Source organism: Microbispora sp. H10836 (assembly GCF_012999525.1).
Lineage (GTDB): Bacteria > Actinomycetota > Actinomycetes > Streptosporangiales > Streptosporangiaceae > Microbispora.
This window is the reverse complement of record NZ_JABBWU010000029.1, coordinates 1-15,917: the sequence shown is the minus strand read 5'-3', so window position 1 is coordinate 15,917 and position 15,917 is coordinate 1. Positions and strand designations below refer to the sequence as shown.

At 70.9% G+C, this 15,917-nt stretch carries 16 protein-coding genes and 1 rRNA gene; 9 read left to right on the top strand and 8 right to left on the bottom strand.

Annotated features, from left to right (window positions below; genetic code table 11):
* Positions 1-43: 43 nt before the first annotated feature.
* A complete protein-coding gene (locus HHX30_RS36130) occupies positions 44-1,447 on the bottom strand; it encodes a hypothetical protein (RefSeq protein ID WP_169988132.1) in 1,404 nt (467 codons plus the stop codon).
* A 141-nt stretch (positions 1,448-1,588) separates the two neighbouring features.
* Positions 1,589-2,338 carry an SOS response-associated peptidase gene (locus HHX30_RS36125; protein WP_169988130.1) on the bottom strand — a complete coding sequence of 250 codons (750 nt, stop codon included), beginning with the start codon at positions 2,336-2,338 and terminating at the stop codon, positions 1,589-1,591.
* A gap of 82 nt (positions 2,339-2,420) precedes the next feature.
* Here HHX30_RS36125 and aroA point away from each other — a divergent pair, with 82 nt between their 5' ends.
* Positions 2,421-3,791 carry a 3-phosphoshikimate 1-carboxyvinyltransferase gene (gene aroA, locus HHX30_RS36120; RefSeq protein ID WP_169988129.1) on the top strand — a complete coding sequence of 457 codons (1,371 nt, stop codon included), beginning with the start codon at positions 2,421-2,423 and terminating at the stop codon, positions 3,789-3,791.
* Positions 3,788-4,816, top strand: a complete 1,029-nt coding sequence (gene rsgA / locus HHX30_RS36115; protein ID WP_169988279.1) for a ribosome small subunit-dependent GTPase A — start codon at positions 3,788-3,790, stop codon at positions 4,814-4,816. Before aroA ends, rsgA begins: the two co-directional genes overlap by 4 nt.
* A gap of 58 nt (positions 4,817-4,874) precedes the next feature.
* On the opposite strand, the gene HHX30_RS36110 is transcribed toward rsgA, so the two are convergent.
* Complete coding sequence (locus HHX30_RS36110; protein ID WP_169988127.1) at positions 4,875-5,513, bottom strand: LysE family translocator; 639 nt, start codon at positions 5,511-5,513, stop codon at positions 4,875-4,877.
* 150 nt (positions 5,514-5,663) lie between these two features.
* Between HHX30_RS36110 and HHX30_RS36105 the strand changes: the two genes are divergently transcribed.
* On the top strand, positions 5,664-7,001 hold the full coding sequence (locus tag HHX30_RS36105) for a PLP-dependent aminotransferase family protein (protein ID WP_169988126.1): 1,338 nt from the start codon (positions 5,664-5,666) through the stop codon (positions 6,999-7,001).
* 4 nt (positions 7,002-7,005) lie between these two features.
* Here HHX30_RS36105 and HHX30_RS36100 read toward each other — a convergent pair whose 3' ends face one another.
* Positions 7,006-7,449 carry a DUF4442 domain-containing protein gene (locus HHX30_RS36100; protein ID WP_169988124.1) on the bottom strand — a complete coding sequence of 148 codons (444 nt, stop codon included), beginning with the start codon at positions 7,447-7,449 and terminating at the stop codon, positions 7,006-7,008.
* 81 nt (positions 7,450-7,530) lie between these two features.
* Between HHX30_RS36100 and hisN the strand changes: the two genes are divergently transcribed.
* Positions 7,531-8,328, top strand: a complete 798-nt coding sequence (hisN, locus tag HHX30_RS36095) for a histidinol-phosphatase (RefSeq protein WP_169988123.1) — start codon at positions 7,531-7,533, stop codon at positions 8,326-8,328.
* A 3-nt stretch (positions 8,329-8,331) separates the two neighbouring features.
* On the opposite strand, the gene HHX30_RS36090 is transcribed toward hisN, so the two are convergent.
* Positions 8,332-9,138 carry a fructosamine kinase family protein gene (locus HHX30_RS36090; protein WP_169988121.1) on the bottom strand — a complete coding sequence of 269 codons (807 nt, stop codon included), beginning with the start codon at positions 9,136-9,138 and terminating at the stop codon, positions 8,332-8,334.
* Entirely contained in the window at positions 9,125-9,583 is a 459-nt protein-coding gene (locus HHX30_RS36085) for a low molecular weight protein-tyrosine-phosphatase (RefSeq protein WP_169988119.1), read from the bottom strand. Before HHX30_RS36085 ends, HHX30_RS36090 begins: the two co-directional genes overlap by 14 nt.
* Before the next feature lie 164 nt (positions 9,584-9,747).
* Between HHX30_RS36085 and pstS the strand changes: the two genes are divergently transcribed.
* Genes pstS through HHX30_RS36060 form a run of 5 tightly spaced genes read left to right on the top strand, consistent with a single transcriptional unit; the run spans position 9,748 to position 14,243 of the window.
* On the top strand, positions 9,748-10,857 hold the full coding sequence (gene pstS, locus HHX30_RS36080; RefSeq protein WP_169988117.1) for a phosphate ABC transporter substrate-binding protein PstS: 1,110 nt from the start codon (positions 9,748-9,750) through the stop codon (positions 10,855-10,857).
* Positions 10,858-10,860: 3 nt separating this feature from the next.
* Complete coding sequence (gene pstC / locus HHX30_RS36075; protein WP_169988116.1) at positions 10,861-11,841, top strand: phosphate ABC transporter permease subunit PstC; 981 nt, start codon at positions 10,861-10,863, stop codon at positions 11,839-11,841.
* Positions 11,838-12,722, top strand: coding sequence for a phosphate ABC transporter permease PstA (gene pstA, locus HHX30_RS36070; protein ID WP_169988114.1), 885 nt, complete (start codon positions 11,838-11,840; stop codon positions 12,720-12,722). The genes pstC and pstA overlap by 4 nt, the downstream gene beginning before the upstream one ends.
* Positions 12,723-12,725: 3 nt before the next feature.
* Complete coding sequence (pstB, locus tag HHX30_RS36065; RefSeq protein WP_169988112.1) at positions 12,726-13,502, top strand: phosphate ABC transporter ATP-binding protein PstB; 777 nt, start codon at positions 12,726-12,728, stop codon at positions 13,500-13,502.
* Positions 13,503-13,538: 36 nt separating this feature from the next.
* Positions 13,539-14,243, top strand: coding sequence for a response regulator transcription factor (locus HHX30_RS36060; protein WP_310742358.1), 705 nt, complete (start codon positions 13,539-13,541; stop codon positions 14,241-14,243).
* 74 nt (positions 14,244-14,317) lie between these two features.
* On the opposite strand, the gene HHX30_RS36055 is transcribed toward HHX30_RS36060, so the two are convergent.
* Positions 14,318-15,175, bottom strand: coding sequence for a phosphotransferase (locus HHX30_RS36055; protein WP_211593213.1), 858 nt, complete (start codon positions 15,173-15,175; stop codon positions 14,318-14,320).
* 639 nt (positions 15,176-15,814) lie between these two features.
* Positions 15,815-15,917, bottom strand: a 5S ribosomal RNA gene (gene rrf, locus HHX30_RS36050); the annotation flags it as partial.

The window sequence follows — 15,917 nt, the reverse complement described above, 5'->3', positions numbered from 1 at the left end:
ACTTCGCGCGCCGCTTACACCCCTTGGAGATCCCCGTACGTGCTCATTGCGCGGAGGGCAGCCCGATGAGGTGCGTCGCGCCGAGGAAGAAGGCCGCCCTGACGCGGTCGTCGCCCAGCAGATCGCGGACCGCCGCCGCCGACGTTCCCGCCTCGCCGTAGCCCACCTTCAGGAACGACGGGTCGGGCGCCTTGGTCGCGCCGACGCCCTTCAGCAGGACCTCGGTGGCGGCGCTCGACTGGGACACCAGGCCCCACAGCCGTGTGTAGACGTCGAGGGCCAGCAGATCGACGAAGCCCTCGGAGACGATCTGCCCGTGCCGGATCCTGCCCGCCGTGGCGGTGAAGCCGGGGTGCGCGAGCCGGTGCATCAGCTCATGGGCGAGGGTCCTGATCACCCGCCAGCGCCAGTCGGCCTTCGTGCCCCAGGTGGCGCTGGGGAAGATCGGCTGCACGGAGATCTTGCCCTCGCCCCCGCTGTGCGCCGCGGTCAGCTTGATCATGGCGCCGACCCTTCTACTCAGGGACTCGTCGGACTCCAGACGCTCGCGCAGCATCTGGCGCAGCGTCTCCTGGTCGCCGCCACGGGTGCCGTCGTAGTTCGCCTTGGCGAGCAGCGCTCCCCGCTCTTTGTCCCAGCCGACCGCCTGGGCCCTGTTCGTCATCCAGTTGAGCCGTTGGGCGGGCCCTGCGGGCAGTTCCCACGTGCTCTGCAGGCGCTCGGAGTAGCGGAATCCGTCGAAGTACGGCCCGTCCTCCCAGGCGTCCGCGTACGGCCCGAGAACGCGGGCGACGTACTTCTGGAGATAGTCGGCGATGCGCTTGAGATGGTCGAGCGACTCCGGCTCGGAGGGCGTGTTCTTGGGCCGCACCCAGTGGAGGAGTTGCTCGTCCACCACCTTCGCCAGCACGTCGATCAGCTCCTTGAGCACGTCCTTGCGCAGCGGCCCGACCTGCTGCCTGCCGTCGCCGTCCCGGTCCTGGCCCGGGGGGTTGTAGATCGAGGTCAGCTTCGCGGTCTCGCCCTGGTCCGGCGGGGCGAGGTTCCTGACGACCATCGCCGACACCCATCCACTGGCCCGGAGCACCTCCCGTTCGAACGCGTCGTCCTGGGCGCCGGGCATCGCCGTGCGCTGGGTCGCCCGGTTCATCAGACGGGCCACCGCCGCCGTGTGGTCGAAACCGGCGGGGAGGGCGTCCTTGTTCTTGCCGTACAGGTAGAGGGCGTGGGCCAGCCACAGCTTGTCCTCGCCCTCGTACTGCGCGATGTGCGACCAGACGTCGAATTCGAGCCCGGTGAACAGCGTGTAGACGCGGTTGAAGTACTCCGGGTACTTGTCCGCGGTGAGGGCACGCAGCGCCTTGTAGTCGGCCGTCACCTTGACCGTCGCGAAGGTCACCGTCCTCGGCTCGGCCGGTGTGCCCGTGAGGTCGTTCGTCAGGGACATGTAACGCTCCTGGTGACTGGGAGTGGCGAGTTACGTACATGTCGTGCAAAGCGCCACCGGAGCGTACGTCCGGCCATGTCCCCGATCAACAAGTTGTCCGCGATAGGACGAACGCGTGGTTTTCTCGGATTCCGCGGCCTGTCAGAGGAGCCGCGGCACGTCGTCTCCTTCGAGGGGCTCGATGAGCTCGGGGCCGTTGTGGCGGACGCTGTTCACGGCGTCCGCCACCGCGTACGCCTCCAGCCGGTCCGGCCCGGCCGGGACGAGCAGGCCGGTGGGGTCGGTCACCCGTGGGTCGAGCCACTCCGTCCAGCGCTCGCGCTCGACCATCATCGGCATCCGGTCGTGGATGCGGCCCAGCTTGTCCGCCGCCGTGGTGGTGATCACCGTGCAGGTGCACAGCCACTTCAGCGGGTCGTCGTCCGGGCGGGTGGGGTCCTTCCAGAACTCGTACAGGCCGGCCATCGCGAGCACGCCGCCGTCGGCGGGGTGGATGAAGAACGGCTGCTTCTTCTTGCCTTCGAGCGGCATCCACTCGTAGTAGCCGTCCGCCGGGATCAGGCAGCGCCGGGACTTCAGCGCCCTGCGGTAGGACGGCTTCTCCGCCACCGTCTCCACCCTGGCGTTGATCATCCGCGAGCCCACCGACGGGTCCTTGGCCCAGCTCGGCACGAGCCCCCACCGGACCACCCGGAGCTGCCTGACGGGCTCGTCGCCCCGGCCCTCCCCGCCGTCGTCCTTGGGCACGCGGCACATGACCGCGTAGACGTTCTTCGTGGGCGCGACGTTGTAGTCGGGCCGCAGCTCCTGGTCGGGCACACCGTCCAGCTCGACCTGGAACTCCTCCAGCAACTCCTGCTTCTTGCGCGCCGACGCGTACCTCCCGCACATGCCACCAAGACTGCCACTTACAGGGGCTGTACGCGTTCTCCGAGACGGCCCGGGCGCGCACGCGCACACTAAGCTTGCGGACATGGCCTCTCCGCAGTCCGCGTCCGGCGGCGCCGAGCCGCACGCCGTCCACCAGAACGCCGCCGCACCGCTCTGGCCCGCCCCGGTGGCCGCCGAGCCGGTCCGTGCGACGGTCCGCCTGCCCGGCTCCAAGTCGGTGACCAACCGCGCGCTGCTGCTCGCCGCGCTGGCCGACGCCCCCGGCACCGTACGGCTCGCGCTGCGCAGCCGCGACGCCGACCTGATGGCGGCGGCGCTGCGCTCGCTCGGCGCCGAGATGACGCCGTCCAACGAGAGCGCCGACAGCGTGGACTGGTCGGTGATCCCTCATCCCGTGCGCGGCGGGGCGTCGGTCGACGTCGGGCTCGCCGGGACCGTGATGCGCTTTGTGCCCCCGGTCGCCGCGCTGGCCGACGGGCCGGTCTTCTTCGACGGCGACGCGCACGCGCGCAAGCGGCCGATGGGCCCGATCCTGGGCGCGCTGCGGGCGCTCGGCGCGTCGGTGGACAACGACGCGCTGCCGTTCACGATCCGCGGTCCGATCCCGGGCGGCGAGGTCACCCTCGACGCCTCGGTCTCCTCGCAGATGGTCTCCGGCCTGCTGCTGGCCGCCGCGCGCTTCGAGAAGGGCGTGACCGTACGGCACAGCGGCCCGCCCGTCCCGTCGATGCCGCACATCGAGATGACGGTGCAGATGCTGCGCCAGGCGGGGGTCGAGGTGGACGACTCCGAGCGCGACGTGTGGCGGGTGCAGCCCGGCCCGATCCGGGCCAGGGACGTCACGGTCGAGCCCGACCTGTCCAACGCCGCGCCCTTCCTGGCTGCGGCCCTGGTCACCGGGGGTTCGGTCGTCGTCCCGGACTGGCCGGAGGAGACGACGCAGGGCGGCGACGCGCTTCGCGGGCTGCTCGCCGAGATGGGCGCGCGGGTCGAGCGGGTGCCGGAGGGCCTGCGGGTGACCGGCGAAGGCAGGGTGCGCGGCATCGACGCCGACCTGCACGACGTCAGCGAGCTCACTCCCACGATCGCCGCGCTGGCCGCGCTGGCCGACGGGCCGTCCCGCATCCGGGGCGTGGCGCACATCCGGGGGCACGAGACCGACCGGATCACCGCCCTCGCCACGGAGATCAACCGGCTGGGCGGCGACGCCCGGGAGACCGACGACGGCCTGGAGATCCACCCCCGGCCGCTGACCGGCGGCGTCTTCCACTCGTACGCCGACCACCGCATGGCCACGGCGGGCGCGGTCATCGGCCTGGTCGTGCCGGGCGTCGAGGTCGAGGACATCGCCACGACCGGCAAGACGCTGCCCGAGTTCCCCCGCATGTGGACCGCGATGCTGGGCAGCGGGGATCACCCGGGGTCGGTGCACTCCGAAGGGCGCGGGCACTGAGAAAGCGGCAGTACGACGAGGACGACGTCAGGGTCAGGCCGGGCAAGGGCTCACGGCCCCGGACGCGGATCCGGCCTGCCCACAGCGAGGCGGTCGAGGGCTTCGTGGTGGCCGTCGACCGCGGGCGTTACACCTGTCTGGTGGGCGAGGGCGTCCCCCGCTCCGCCACGCCCAAGAAGCGGAAGGGCGAGCGGACGCTCGTCGTGGCGATGAAGGCCCGCGAGCTCGGCCGCAAGGGCATCGTCGTGGGCGACCGCGTGGCGCTGGTGGGTGACGTCACCGGGCAGCCCGACACGCTGGCGCGCATCGTCCGCGTGGAGGAGCGCACCTCGATGCTGCGCCGCAGCGCCGACGACGTCGACGACATCGAGCGTCCCATCGTCGCCAACGCCGACCAACTGGTCATCGTCACCGCGCTCGCCGCCCCCCCGCCGCGCCCCCGGATGATCGACCGGATGCTCGTCGCGGCCTACGACGCCGACGTCGAGCCGCTGCTGTGCCTCACCAAGGCCGACCTGGCGCCCGCCGCCGACCTCGTGGCGCTGTACGAACCCCTCGGCGTGCCGTACGTCGTCGTCCGCAAGGGCGGCCCGCTCGACGACCTGGGCGAGGCACTCGGGGACCGGATCAGCGTGCTCGTCGGCCACTCGGGGGTCGGCAAGTCGACCCTGGTGAACGCGCTGGTTCCGCACGCCCGCCGGGCCGTGTCCCACGTGAACGCCGTCACCGGGCGCGGCAGGCACACCTCCACCTCCGCGGTCGCCCTCGAACTGCCGGAGGGCGGCTGGATCATCGACACCCCCGGCGTACGCAGCTTCGGGCTCGCGCACATCTCGGTGGAGACCGTCCTCGCCGCCTTCCCCGACCTGGTGGACGCCACGGCCGGCTGCCCCAAGGGCTGCACCCACCTCGGCGACGAGTGCGCCCTCGACCGCTACGTCGCGGAGGGGCACGCCGATCCCACGCGGCTGGAGTCCCTGCGGCGACTGCTCGCCAGCCGCGAGGGCTCCGCCGACGAGGACTGAAGTCCGCCGATCCGGGCGTCGCCCAGGCGGCAGTGAAGCAGTCCCGGCGACCGGGACGTCAGAACACGCCGCCACCGCCGAGAGCCAGTGTCACGGCGAGCACTCCGAGCAGGCTCCCCATGGCGATCCGCTGGGCCCGCAGCCACGCCGGCCGCTGCGCCAGAAAACCCGCGACGCTTCCGGCGGCCAGCACGATCGACAGGTTCACCGTCGAGGCCACCGCGATCTGGAAGAGGCCGAGAACGACACCCTGGACCAGCACGTGTCCCGCGCCGAGATCGACGAACTGCGGAATGACGGAGATATACAGAATGGCTATCTTCGGATTGAGCAGGTTCGTCATCAGTCCCATGGTGAACAGCCGGAGCGGTGAATCGTCCGGCACCTCCCGCACGGTGAACACCGACGCACCGCCCGGCCTGATCGTCTTCCAGGCGAGCCACATCAGGTAACCCGCCCCGGCCAGCCGGATCGCGGCGAGGACCTCCGGTACGGCGGCGAACAGCACGGCCAACCCGAGATTCGCCGCCGTCAGGTAGGCGAGGAATCCCGCGACGACTCCGCTCAACGAGATGATTCCGGCCCGGCGTCCCTGGCTGATGCTGCGGGAGACCAGATACATCATGTTCGGACCCGGGGACAGCACCATTCCGAGCGCCACGGACACGACGCCCAGGACCGCGTGGGGTTCGACCATCGATATCGCTTTCTCTTGGCAGGTCATTCGCACCGGTCCGGACGGCTTTATCAGGCTAATCCTCCTCGCGTTATCAGGGCAATAATTCATATTGTTCTCGGAGCAATGTCGTGTTTGAATGCGTCACCGTGGCACGGAGAGGAGGCGGCGGTGGAGAGCTACCGGGAGCTGGCGGACGAGGTGGCCGCCGACATCGCGGCCGGGCGGCTCAGGCCGGGAGACCGGCTGCCTCCGCAGCGGGACTTCGCCCGCCGGCGCGGCATCGCCGGCTCCACCGCGGCGCGCGTCTACGCGGAGCTGACCCGCCGCGGCCTCACGGTCGGCGAGGTCGGCCGCGGCACCTTCGTACGCGCCTCCGCCCGGCGCCCGGGGACCGCCCTGGCCGAACCGAGCGGCAGCGGGGTGGACCTCGAGCTCAACTATCCCGTCATCCCCGAGCAGGCCCGTCTGCTCGGGGACGGCATCAGGCGACTGCTGCGCCCGGACGTGCTGGAGGCCTCCATGCGGCCGGTGGGCGCGGCGGGCACCCCCGTCGCCCGCGAGGTCGTCGCGGACCTGCTCGCCCGCCCGGGCTGGCGCCCGGACCCGGCACGGGTGCTCTTCGCGGGCAACGGACGCCAGGCGATCGCGGCCGTCGTCGCCGCGCTGGTCCCGCCGGGCACGCGGCTGGGCGTCGAGGAGCTCACCTACCCCGTCGTGAAGACGATCGCCACCCGGCTCGGGGTCACCCTCGTCCCCCTGCCGGTCGACGACGCGGGCCTGGTTCCCGAGGCCGTGGAGACCGCCGCGCGCGGGGCTCCGCTCAAAGCCGTCTATCTCCAGCCGACGCTGCACAACCCGTTGTCGGCCAGCATGCCGGTGGAGCGCCGCGCCGCGCTCGCGGCCGTGCTCGCGCGGCTGGACGTGCCCGCGATCGAGGACGGCATCTGGTCGTTCCTCCGGGACGACCTGCCCCCGCTCGCCGCCGTGGCGCCCGAGCGCACGATCCTCGTCGACAGCCTGTCCAAGCGGCTCGCGCCCGGGCTGACCGTCGGGTTCGCGGTCGTACCGGAGGCCGCGACCTCCGGCGTGACCGCGGCGCTGCACTCGATGGGCGCGGCGCCGCCGCGCTTCGCGCTGGAGGCGGCGGTCCGGCTGGCCGGTGACGGCGTGGTGGGAGCGCTCAGCCGGGGCAAGCGGCGGGACGCCGAGGCCCGGCAGGAGATCGCGGCGCGTCACCTGGGCGAGTTCGCCGTCCGCGCCGACCCGCGGTCCTACTACTGCTGGTGGGAGCTCCCGCCGCCGTGGCGGGCCGACACGTTCGTGGCCGCCGCGGCGCGGCACGGCATCGCCGTCACTCCGGCGGCCGCCTTCGCCGTCGGCGACCACCGCACGCCGAACGCCGTCCGCCTCGGCCTCGCCTCACCGCCCGCGCACACGCTGGAAAGCGCCCTCGCCACCCTCGCCGCGCTCGCGCGCTCCTCCCCGGACGACGTCCTCGCCGGGTGACGCCTCAGCTCCGGCGGTTGGGGCGCAGGGTCCAGGAGACGGTCATCTCCGAGACGACGACGTCGTCGGCGTCGCGGATCTCGACGCCCACCTCGAACTCGGGCCGCTCCCCCGCGTCCAGCCGGGCGACGACCGCCTCCCGCTCGGCCCGCAGAGTGGCGGCCGCCGTGACCTCGCCCTTGGCGAGCTTGAGGTAGCGGATCGCCGCCTCGGTGGCCAGCGGCACGGCCCGGGACAGCTGGTCGCCGAAGGCCGACAGCATGGCCGCCCCCGAGGCGGTCTCCGCCAGCGTGAACAGGGCGCCGGCGTGCGGGCCGCCCACGTGGTTGTGCAGGTCTCCCCGATCGGCCAGGCGCGCGACCGCCGCACCGGTGCCGATCGAGTCGAACGTGATGCCGAGCAGCCGCGCGAAAGGAACGCTGTCGAGCATGAAGGCGCCGATGTCCATGGCCGGGATGTTACCGGCAGGTACGGTTCGGGGCGATCCATCCTCTGATGTGACCAGGTCGGGGCACGATACGTTGGGCCTGTGACGGAGTACCGCGACGACCTGCACCTCGCGCATCTGCTGGCGGACGCCGCCGACGACATGACGATGCGCCGTTTCAAGGCCGTGGACCTCAAGGTCGACACCAAGCCCGACCTCACCCCGGTCAGCGACGCCGACCGGGCCGTGGAGGAGGCCATCCGCGGCACGCTGCGCCGTGCGCGCCCCCGCGACGCCGTCGTCGGCGAGGAGTTCGGCATGACCGGGTACGGCATGCGCTCCTGGATCGTCGACCCGATCGACGGCACGAAGAACTACGTGCGCGGGGTCCCCGTGTGGGCCACGCTGATCGCGCTGATGGAGCACGGCAAGGTCGTCGTGGGCGTGGTCTCGGCCCCGGCGCTCGGCCGCCGCTGGTGGGCCGCCAAGGAGAGCGGCGCGTGGACCGGGCGCAACATGAGCAAGGCGACGCGCTGCGAGGTGTCCTCGGTCGGCCGCCTCGACGACGCCTCCTTCTCCTTCTCCGACCTGGAGGAATGGGAGAAGGCCGGGCGGCTCGACCCGTTCCTCGGTCTCACCAGGGAGTGCTGGCGCACCCGCGGCTACGGTGACTTCTGGTCGCACATGATGGTCGCCGAGGGCGCGGTGGACATCTCCGCCGAGCCCGAGCTGAGCCCGTGGGACATGGCCGCCCTCACGATCATCGTCGAGGAGGCCGGCGGCTCCTGCACCTCCCTCGACGGCACCCCGCCGCTCGAGGGCGGCAATCTCGTGTGCACCAACGGCCTTCTCCACGACGAGGTCCTCAAGCGCCTGTCCCCTCACGCCTCCTATCGGTGAGCGTCACAAGGCGAGGACGTCGCCCGCGGCGGTGAGAAGGCTGCCGCGGTACGCCTCGCCGAACAGGCAGACGTGGACGGCCAGCGGGTGGAGCTGGTGCAGGGGCACGCGCTCACGCCAGCCGTCCGCGAGGGGCGCCGCCTCGCGGTAGGCGGCGAGGATCGTGTTGAGGTGCGGCGCCCCGAACAGCGCCAGCATCGCGAGGTCGGTCTCCCTGTGGCCGCCGTGGGCGGCCGGGTCGACGAGCACGACCCCGTCCGCGGACCACAGCAGGTTCCCGCTCCACAGGTCGCCGTGGATCCGGCTCGGCGGCTCGGCCGGCCCGGCGATCTCCGTCACCCGGTCGCACGCCTCCTCGACCAGCTCCACGTCGGCGGCCGACAGCGCGCCGCGGTCGCGCGCGAGCCGTACGAACGGAAGCACCCGGCGGGAGACGTAGAACGAGGGCCAGTCCGGCGCGGGCTCGTTGCCCATCGCGAGCTCGGCGATGTAGCCGGGCCAGGGAGCGCCGAAGTCCGCGGCGCCGGCGGCGTGCAGCGCCGCGAGCGACCGGCCGAACCGCTCGGCGGCCACCGCCGTCGCGGGGGCGGCGTCGATCCACTCCAGCACCAGCGCGCCGCCGTCCGCGGCGATCACCTCGGGGACGGCCACCGCTCCCGGCTCGGCCAGCCAGCGCAGCCCCGCCGCCTCACTCTCCAGCACCGCGGACGCGGCCGCACTCCTCTTGACGAACACCCGGCGGCCGTCGTCGAGCACGCCCTCGTGCAGCGTCCAGGCGTGCCCGCCGCCGAGGTTCCTAGTGATCCTCAAGGTACTTGGCCACCCCTTCGCACGCCGCCTCGACCATGCGCAGCACCTCGACGAAGCCCTGCCGCCCGCCGTAGTAGGGATCGGGCACCTCGGCGCCCTCGGGGGCGGCGGGGTCGAACGACCGCAGCAGCCGCACGTCGGCGTCCGGCGGCGCGATCCGCCGTATGGCGCGCAGGTTGTCGCGGTCCATCACGAGGACGAGGTCGCGCTCGGCGAACCACGCCCGGTCGAACTGCCGGGCCCGGTGGGACGATCCGTCGTACCCGTGGTCGGCCAGCGTGGCCAGGGCCCGCTCGTCCATCGGCTTCCCCGCGTGCCAGCCTCCGGTCCCGGCACTGTCCACCTCCACGTCGAGCCCGCGTTCGGCCAGCGTACGGCGCAGCACGACCTCGGCCATGGGCGATCGGCAGATGTTCCCCATGCAGACCAGACATACACGCTTCATGAACTCAATCCTCTCCCATAACGCCCGTGACCTGCTCGTTATCTCTTGAGGAGTCGTACGAGAGCGACCGGGGGCGTTCATTGCGCGTTCACCTTTACCAAGGTTTTAGGTCACCTTGGCTCCCTACCGTCCCTGATGTTGAGAAGACAAGGGGAGGAACAACCGTGAAGTATGCAGGCCGGCTCGCCGCCGCCACCATCGCCGGCGTGCTCTCGCTCGCCGCATGCGGGACCGATGACAACACGAGCACGGCGGGGGGCACCTCCAGCGCCGCCGCTCCCGCACAGGGCGACGACACCCTTCAGGGCACCATCAACGCCGCCGGCTCATCGGCCCAGGCGAACGCCATCGCGGAGTGGAAGAAGAACTTCCAGTCGTCGAACCCCGGCGTCAGCATCAACTACAACCCGAGCGGCTCCGGCGCCGGCGTCCAGGCGTTCATCCAGGGCACCGTGGCGTTCGCCGGCTCCGACTCGGCCCTGAAGGAGGACAAGGGCGAGCCCGCCCAGGCCGACGCCCGCTGCAAGACCGGCAAGGCGATCAACCTGCCGATGGTGACCGGTCCGGTGGCCGTCGTCTACAACCTGCCGGGCGTGGACGGCCTGCAGCTCTCGCCGAAGACCATCGGCGGCATCTTCAACAGCAAGATCACCAAGTGGGACGACCCGGCCATCAAGGCGGACAACCCCGACGCCAAGCTGCCCTCGACCGCCATCCAGGCGTTCCACCGCTCGGACGAGTCGGGCACCAGCGACAACTTCACCAAGTTCCTCGCGGCCACCGCTGACTGGCCGTACGAGCCCGCGAAGGCGTGGCCGGCCGAGGCGCAGGGCCAGGGTTCGAAGGGCTCGGACGGCATCGCCTCCAGCGTCAAGAGCACCGAGGGCGCGATCAGCTACGTCGAGCTGTCCTTCGCCGAGAACTCCCAGCTCCAGAAGGCCAAGGTCGCCAACGGCTCGGGCGAGTTCGTCGAGCTCACGCCGGAGAGCGCGGGCAAGACCGTCGAGGCCGCCCAGATCGAGGGCACCGGCAACGACCTCAAGCTGAAGATCGACTACGCCACCAGCGCCGCGGGCGCCTACCCGATCGTGCTCGTCACGTACGAGATCACCTGTGAGAAGGGCCTGGCGGCCGAGGACGCGAAGCTGGTCAAGTCGTTCCTCACCTACACCTCCAGCGACGAGGGCCAGCAGGCGCTGACCAGCCTGGGCTACGCCCCGCTGCCGTCGAGCCTGCTCACCAAGGTCCGCACCGCGGTCGAGGCGATCTCCTAGCAGATGACGACGTCAACCAGAACCAGGGAGAGCGGGCCGGCCATGCGCCGGTCCGCCTTCCGGCGCAGCCGCGGCGACGGCCCGTTCCGCTTCGCCTCGACCGGGGCCGGTGTCGTCCTTCTGGCGATCATGGCCGCGATCGGGGTGTTCCTGGTCGTCAAGGCCGTCCCCGCCCTCCAGGCGAACACATCCCACTTCCTCACCGAGCTGACCTGGCAGCCGAACGCCACCGAGCCGGTCTTCGGCATCGGGGCACTCGCCTTCGGCACCGTGCTGAGCTCGCTGCTCGCGCTGGTCATCGCCACCCCCGTGGCGGTCGGCGTCGCGCTGTTCATCTCGCACTACGCGCCCCGGCGGCTCGCCTCCTTCCTGGGCTACGTGGTGGACCTCCTCGCGGCGGTCCCCAGCGTGGTGTACGGCCTGTGGGGCGTCGCCTTCCTCGTGCCGTTCATGCTCGGCCCGTCGAAGTTCCTCAACGACTACCTCGGCTGGATCCCGCTGTTCGGCGGTGACACCGTGGTCGGCAAGAGCATGCTCACCGCGTCGCTGGTGCTCGCGATCATGATCCTGCCGATCATCGCGGCGATCTCCCGCGAGGTCTTCCTGCAGGCCCCCAAGATGCAGGAAGAGGCCGCGCTGGCGCTCGGCGCGACGCGCTGGGAGATGATCAGGATGTCGGTCCTGCCGTTCGGCCGGCCCGGCGTCATCAGCGCCGCCATGCTGGGCCTCGGCCGCGCGATGGGCGAGACCATCGCGGTCGCGCTCATCTTCCCCGCGACGTTCAAGATCACGTTCCAGATCCTCGGCCCGTACGGCAACAGCATCGCCGCCAACATCGCCAACGGCTTCGGCGAGGCGACCGAGGTGGGCCGCGGCGCGCTGATCGCCTCGGGTCTCGTCCTGTTCCTCATCACCCTGCTGGTGAACATGGCCGCCCGCTTCGTCATCGCCCGCCGCAAGGAGTACGCGAGGGCCGCAGCGTGACCGTACAGACCGGAATCCAGCCCATCTCCGCCGTCCGGCGAGTCAAGGACCGGCTCGTCCAGGTGCTCGTCTACCTGGCGTTCGCGCTCGCGGTCATCCCGCTGGTGTCGGTGCTGTGGCTCGTCGTCAAGAACGGCATCGGCCGCCTCGACATGGAGTTCCTCACCCACTCCATGCGCAACATCGGGGCGCGCGACGCCGGCGGCGGCGCCTACCACGCCATCATCGGGACGCTCGAACAGGTCCTGCTCGCGTCGCTCATCGCGGTCCCGATCGGCCTGCTCACCGCCGTCTACCTCGTCGAGTACGGCGAGGGAGGGCGGTTGTCCCGCACGATCAGCTTCTTCGTGGACGTCATGACCGGCGTCCCTTCCGTGGTTTCCGGGCTCTTCGTCCTGGCCTTCTGGATCCTCGTGCTCGGCATGCCGTTCTCCGGCTTCGCCGGCGCGCTCGCCCTGTCGATCCTGATGATGCCGGTCGTGGTCAGGTCCGCCGAGGAGATGCTCCGCCTGGTGCCCGGGGAGCTGCGCGAGGCGTCGTACGCGCTGGGCGTGCCCAAGTGGCGCACCATCGTCAAGGTCGTACTGCCCACGGCGTTCACCGGCATCGTGACCGGCGTGATGCTCGCCGTCGCCCGCGTCGCCGGCGAGACCGCGCCGCTGCTGCTGACCGTCTTCATCACCGACTCCATCAACAACGACCCGTTCAACGGGCCGCAGATGGGGCTCCCGCTGTACGTCTTCGATCAGGCCGGTCGCCCCACGGACACCGCGATCGACCGGGCCTGGACCGGCGCGCTCACGCTGATCCTGATCGTCATGCTGCTCAACCTGGTCGCACGCCTCATCACCTGGTGGCGTTCGCCCGCGAGGAGGAGGTAAGGAATGGCCAAGCAGATCGAGGTCGCGGGCCTCGACGCCTACTACGGCTCGCACAAGGCGATCGAGGGCATCTCGATGACCATCGAGCCGCGGTCGGTGACGGCCTTCATCGGCCCGTCCGGCTGCGGGAAGTCGACGTTCCTGCGGACCCTCAACCGGATGCACGAGGTCATCCCCGGCGCACGGGTCGTGGGCAAGGTGCGCCTGGAGGAGCAGGACCTGTACGGCGCCGACGTCGACCCCGTGTCGGTCCGGCGGACCATCGGCATGGTGTTCCAGCGGCCGAACCCCTTCCCCACGATGTCCATCTTCGACAACGTGGCGGCGGGCCTGCGGCTCAACGGCCGCCACTCGCGGTCGGAGCTGGAGAGCGTCGTCGAGGAGTCGCTCAAGGGCGCCAACCTCTGGAACGAGGTCAAGGACCGGCTGAACAAGCCCGGCGCGGGCCTGTCCGGCGGTCAGCAGCAGCGCCTGTGCATCGCCCGCGCGATCGCCGTACGCCCGCAGGTGCTGCTCATGGACGAGCCGTGCTCGGCTCTGGACCCGATCTCGACGTTGGCGATCGAGGACCTGATCTCGCAGCTCAAGCAGGACTACACGATCGTGATCGTGACCCACAACATGCAGCAGGCCGCCCGGGTCAGCGACAGGACCGCGTTCTTCAACCTGGCCGCGCAGGGGCAGCCCGGCAAGCTCGTCGAGATGGACGAGACCTCGAAGATCTTCACCAATCCGGCCGAGAAGGCGACCGAGGACTACATCACGGGCCGCTTCGGGTGACGACCGCTTCCGGCTGACAGCATTGGAGGGACCCGGGTGACGGCACCCGCAGTGGAGGGGGACACTCGGACGGCGCCCATGCTCCTGGTGGCCGATCCGGACGCGGGTCTGGTGCGACAGCTCTCGGCCGCCATGCAGGCCGAGGGCGTCGACGTGACCGGCGTACCGGACGGCGCCCAGGCGCTGCTGCAGGCCGGGGCGCTCCGGCCCGACGCCGTGCTGATCTGCGCCTCCCTCCCCATCGTCGGACCCGTCGACTTCGTCCGCGCCGTACGGCTCGCACGATCCGTGCCCGTCCTGCTCGGCATCGACTTCGGCGGCGACGCCGGGCAGGCGCTGCAGGCCCTGGAGGCGGGCGCGACGGCCTGCGTGGCCAGGCCGTACCGCGTGCCCGAGCTGCTCCCCCTGGTCCACGCGGCCTTCCGCCGGCAGGACGGCCACCGGACCGTGCTCACGATCGGCGACGTGGAGCTCGACGTCACGGCATACCAGGTGAAGGTCGGCGGACGCGTGGTGCACCTGCCGTTGCGTGAGTTCGAGCTGCTGCACTACCTGATGCGCAATGCCGACAGAACGGTCACTCGCGAGCAGATCATGCGCAACGTCTGGCACTCGACCGACGGGATGTCGACCAACACCATCGCCGTACACGTCAAACGCCTGCGCGCCCGGCTCGGCGACGTGGAGGACACGATGATCCAGACCGTCCGCGGCGTGGGGTACCGCCTGGTCACCGGTTGATCGCTGTCTCAGGGGGACGCGCGTCACGAGAAGGTGCGCGTCACGAGAAGGTGCGCGTCAGCAGAAGGTGCGCGTCAGCAGAAGGTGCGCGCGAGATGCGCCAGTCCGGCGTCCGCGTATGACAGGACACCCGAGCGCAGGCCATACGCGACGTCCTCCAGCAGCGCGCATCGGGCGTAGAAAAGGACACGTGCACGTCCGGCGTCGTCGAGACGCCCGTGATAGTGCGCCAGTGTCCGCTCGAAAACCTCCGGACCGAGATCCCGGTAGACGAGCGCGAGATCGTACGCGGGATCGGCGATGGCCGCGTCGGTCCAGTCGATGACTCCCGTCACGGTGCTCGTCTCGGCGTCCGCCAGCACATGCTCGGCGCCCAGGTCGTTGTGGCAGAACGCCGGCACGCCGGGCCCCGCCGGGGCCGGGTTACCGAGAAAGTCCTCGACCATCCGCCGAGCGGCCGACGGCACGTGAGCCACGACCTCCCCGTAATGGCCCTCGGCCTCCTCCAGCAGCTCACTCAGCGGATAGATGTCCCGCGGCACCAACGTTTCCATCCGCTCCACCGGGGCCGCGTGGAGCCGGCTGAGGAAACCGCCCAAAGGAGCCGCCAGGCGCATCGGCTCCCTGACCGCGTGCAGGTTCAGCGGACGGCCCGGCAGCTTGCCGTACGCCAGCACGCCCGCCACCTCGTCCACGAAGACCGGCTGCGGCACGGGCACCGGACACAACTCGGCCACGGCAGCCAGCAACGCCGCCTCCCGCCGCACCGCTTCCCCACGGCCGGCCGCCTCGTCAATCTTGCTCTGCCGTACGACCAACTCACCGTTGACCTCGTACGCCGCATTGTCCTGTCCCTCGCCCAACCGCTTGACGCTGCCGACCTCGTAGCCGGGCAGATGTCGGGCCAACAACCGGATGATTTCCTCGGTCACTCCCGTAACCCTAGCCATCCCACCCCCGCCCCGGCCGAACGGAAACCTGGGACATGGACGGCGTGAGGGACACCGGGTCGCGGGGATCGAGACTCTGGAACGTGGACGGGGACTGGGTGGTTGGGGCGCGTGTTGGGGTGGGGGGCCTCGGGGTGTGGGTGGGGGGCCTCGGGGTGTGGGTGGGGGGCCTCGGGGTGTGGTGGGGGTTGGTCACTGCGCCGGCCGGAAGCTCCGGTCCTCGCGAAGCCCGCTCCGCTGGGCCTTCGCTGCGGTCCTCCCTCCCGCCCGCTCCGCTCCCCCGACGCTCACGCCCAGCATGGTCGGCCTCACCTCGGCCTCATATCGGCCTAGGTCGGCCTCAGTCGGCCTCGGCATCGGCCTGGCCCACCGCCGCCCCTTGAGACCCCCACCGTCGCTGGACGCCACCCACCGTCCCTTGTGACGCCGCCCCCGCCCCTGCGCTCTGGATGTGCCTCTGGATATGCGAAAGCCCCGGCCGTCATCGGCCGGGGCTGAAACCCACACACACACACACACCCACCAGCAACCCCGGCAGAAAAAAAGGGGAGTCTGGAAATCAAAAGGGCCTGGAAATGCGGAAGGGCCACCCCCTAGGGGGTGGCCCTTCCTATAAAGATTGTCCGGCGGTGTCCTACTCTCCCACACCGTCCCCGGTGCAGTACCATCGGCGCTGGCAGGCTTAACTTCCGGGTTCGGAAAGTAACCGGGTGTTTCCCTGCCG